A 2,686-nucleotide genomic window follows, 5' to 3' on the forward strand; every position below is an offset into this window, starting at 1 on the left:
CGGCGGATGCGGTGACGATCGAGGGCGAGACCCGCGACTATGCCGGGCGGTTCTTCTGCCCCCACTGCGGCTCCACCGTGTTCGGGCGCAGCGGCGACGAGGTCGAGGTGAACCTAGGCTCCCTGGATGCCCCGGACCAGCTCACACCGACCTATGAGAGCTGGATCATCCGCCGCGAGAGCTGGCTGCCGCCCTTCCCGCTCTCGCGGCGCTACGAGCGGGATCGCGACCCTTCGACCCGCTACGAGGAGTAGGCGAACGGCCAAACTTGCCAGCTTCACGACACCAGGATGAAGTTTTCCTCCTTGAGACCGGTGACGCCGTCGAAGGCCAGGCCGGATGCGGCCCAGTGGAACGGGTCGCCCTCGTTGATCGTGTTGAGCATGGCGCTCGTGTTGAGCACGGTCATCTCCGAGCCCAGCTCGGAACCCTCCAGGATGTCGACGAAGCTGTCCTCCTCGTCCAGGACGCCGTTGCCGTTCGTGTCCAGGTCGCCGAAGTCGAGATGCCAGACCGGCCGCGGATCCTCCGGGTCGAAGGCCGTAACGGACACGCTGATCTCCACCCGGTCGGTCACAGGGTCGAAGTCGACGATCCGGTCGCTGCCGGCGACCGTCCGGACGAGCCGCTCCGGGTCGATGGCGAAGATGTGGGTGAACAGGTCGGCACCCGTGCCACCTTCCAGCAGGTCCTCGCCGCCATTGCCGGCGATCCGGTCGTTGCCGGCCCCGCCGATCAGGCGGTCATCGCCAAGGGCGCCGATCAGATGGTCGTCGCCGGCACCGCCATGGGCGAAGTTGGGTCCACTATCCGATTCGATCACGTCGTAGAAGCCGGTGCCGACGGCCAGCAGGTCGTTGCCGCCCCCGCCCCGCAGCACGTCCATGCCTTCCTGGCCGTTCATCGTGTCCGACCCGCCCCCGCCAATCAGGACATCGTCGCCGGCCTTGCCATCTACATAGTCGTCGCCCCTGCCGCCATCGAGCAGGTCGTTGCCGCCAAATCCCTCCAGGCCGTCATTGCCCGTGCCCCCATAGAGGCGGTCATGGCCCGCTCCGCCGAACAGACTGTCCGCACCGTTCTCCCCGTAGAGCAGACCGCCGGCATCCGCAGCACCGGTGGAGAGCAGTCCGCTATAGAGCGTGTCGTCGCCGCTGCCGCCATGCAGGATGTCCCGGCCCTGCTCGCCGATCAGGAAGTCGTTTCCGGCGCCACCGAACACGCAGTCGTCGCCATAGCCCGCCTCGATCCGGTCGGCACCGACACCACCACGGAGGCGATCAGCGCCACTGCCACCGAACAGCGCGTCATTGCCGGTCCCTCCCTCAATCCGGTCAGCACCGGCAGCACCCCACAACCGGTCAGCACCCTGGCCGCCGAACAGGCGATCGTCGCCTTCCTTGCCGGTGACGATGTCGTTGCCGGTCCGCCCGAACATGCGGTCCCGGCTAGGCGTGCCGATCAGGATGTCGTTGCCTGTACTGCCCTTGATGAAGGCCATGCCGATGCCTCCCGAGGCGAATGGTTGGGCGTGCGTGTGTCGAGAACGAGCGACCATACCAGCAGATGAACAAATAGCAATATTTTGCTTCGACAGTAACGCTCGGCCGGAGCGGCGTGCCGGCACCTGCCAGAACTGGTGCCGAACAGTGGCTTGTCCGGTTGCTGTTCTTCCCCGGCGAGCGGATGCCGGCTCAGTCGGATGCGGCGAGATCGAGGTCAGTGCTGCGCACGCCGGTCGCGCCGAACAGGGTCAGCGTGGACGGGCTCCAGTGGAAGGGATCCCCTCCGTTGATGCCGTCGAGCAGGCTGCTCGTCTGGAGCACGGTCGAGGACTTCGTCTCGTTGCCATGGCGGACATCCACGATGGCGACGAAGCGGTCATCATCGTCGAGGATGCCGTTGCCGTTGCTGTCCAGGTCGCCCCGGTCGAGATGCCAGACAGGAAGCGGGTCGTCCTCCCAGAACTGCTCATGGCTGACCGCGATGCGGATACGGTCGGTGCCGGGCTCGAAGTCGGTGATCAGATCGTGGCCGGCCGACGAGTCGTCGAAGCTGTCGGGGTCATAATCGAACGCATGCCAGAACTGGTCGCGGCCGCTGCCCCCCATGATCTCGTCCGCACCACTATAGCCATCGATGGAGTCATCGCCGGTCCCGCCGGTCAGCTGGTCGGGTGCCAGGCCGCCCAGGATGGCGTCATTGCCGGGCCCGCCATCCGCCACATTGATGTCGCTGTCGACTTCCACGAAGTCGCTGCCGGCAGTTCCCGCCACCAGCAGGTCGTTGCCGGCTCCGCCCGACATGCGGTCGCCTTCCTCGTTGCCGAGCAGCACGTCGTCGCCAGCCCCACCCCGCAGGATGTCCCAGCCCATCTGGCCGTCCAGCCAGTCATCGCCGTTCCCGCCCAGGACGGTGTCATCGCCGTTGCCCGCCTCGACCAGGTCATCGCCGGCCTCGCCATGGATCAGGTCGACGCCCTCGCCGCCGTCCAGGGCATCGTTGCCGCTGCCGCCGCGCAGCAGATCGGCTCCATGATCACCTGCGAGCCGGTCGTTCCCAGCACCGCCGACGAGCCGGTCGTGGCCGCTGCCACCCCATAGCCAGTCGTCGCCACCCTGCCCGTCGATACGGTCGCGTCCGCCAGCGCCCCAGATGCGGTCGCCACCGCCGCCTCCCAGGAGAT

Annotated in this window: 3 protein-coding genes; 1 reads left to right on the plus strand and 2 read right to left on the minus strand. The window is 67.2% G+C overall.

Annotated elements, in window-relative coordinates; translation table 11 throughout:
• A partial coding sequence (locus EQG76_RS10695; RefSeq protein WP_200840723.1) for a GFA family protein occupies nt 1-254 on the plus strand: 254 nt, incomplete at its 5' end.
• Nucleotides 255-277: 23 nt separating this feature from the next.
• Here the strand turns inward: EQG76_RS10695 and EQG76_RS32970 are convergent.
• On the minus strand, nt 278-1,501 hold the full coding sequence (locus EQG76_RS32970) for a calcium-binding protein (RefSeq protein ID WP_159713217.1): 1,224 nt from the start codon (nt 1,499-1,501) through the stop codon (nt 278-280).
• Between the two features lie 193 nt (nt 1,502-1,694).
• On the minus strand, nt 1,695-2,686 hold a 992-nt coding region (locus EQG76_RS10705; RefSeq protein ID WP_200840724.1), incomplete at its 5' end, for a calcium-binding protein.

Origin of the sequence: Geminicoccus flavidas (assembly GCF_009806515.1) — a bacterium.
Taxonomy (GTDB): domain Bacteria; phylum Pseudomonadota; class Alphaproteobacteria; order Geminicoccales; family Geminicoccaceae; genus Geminicoccus; species Geminicoccus flavidus.

Excerpts from the sequence above, each read along its gene's own strand:
- EQG76_RS32970 (WP_159713217.1), bottom strand. The coding sequence starts at position 1,501 with ATGGCCTTCATCAAGGGCAGTACAGGCAACGACATCCTGATCGGCACG.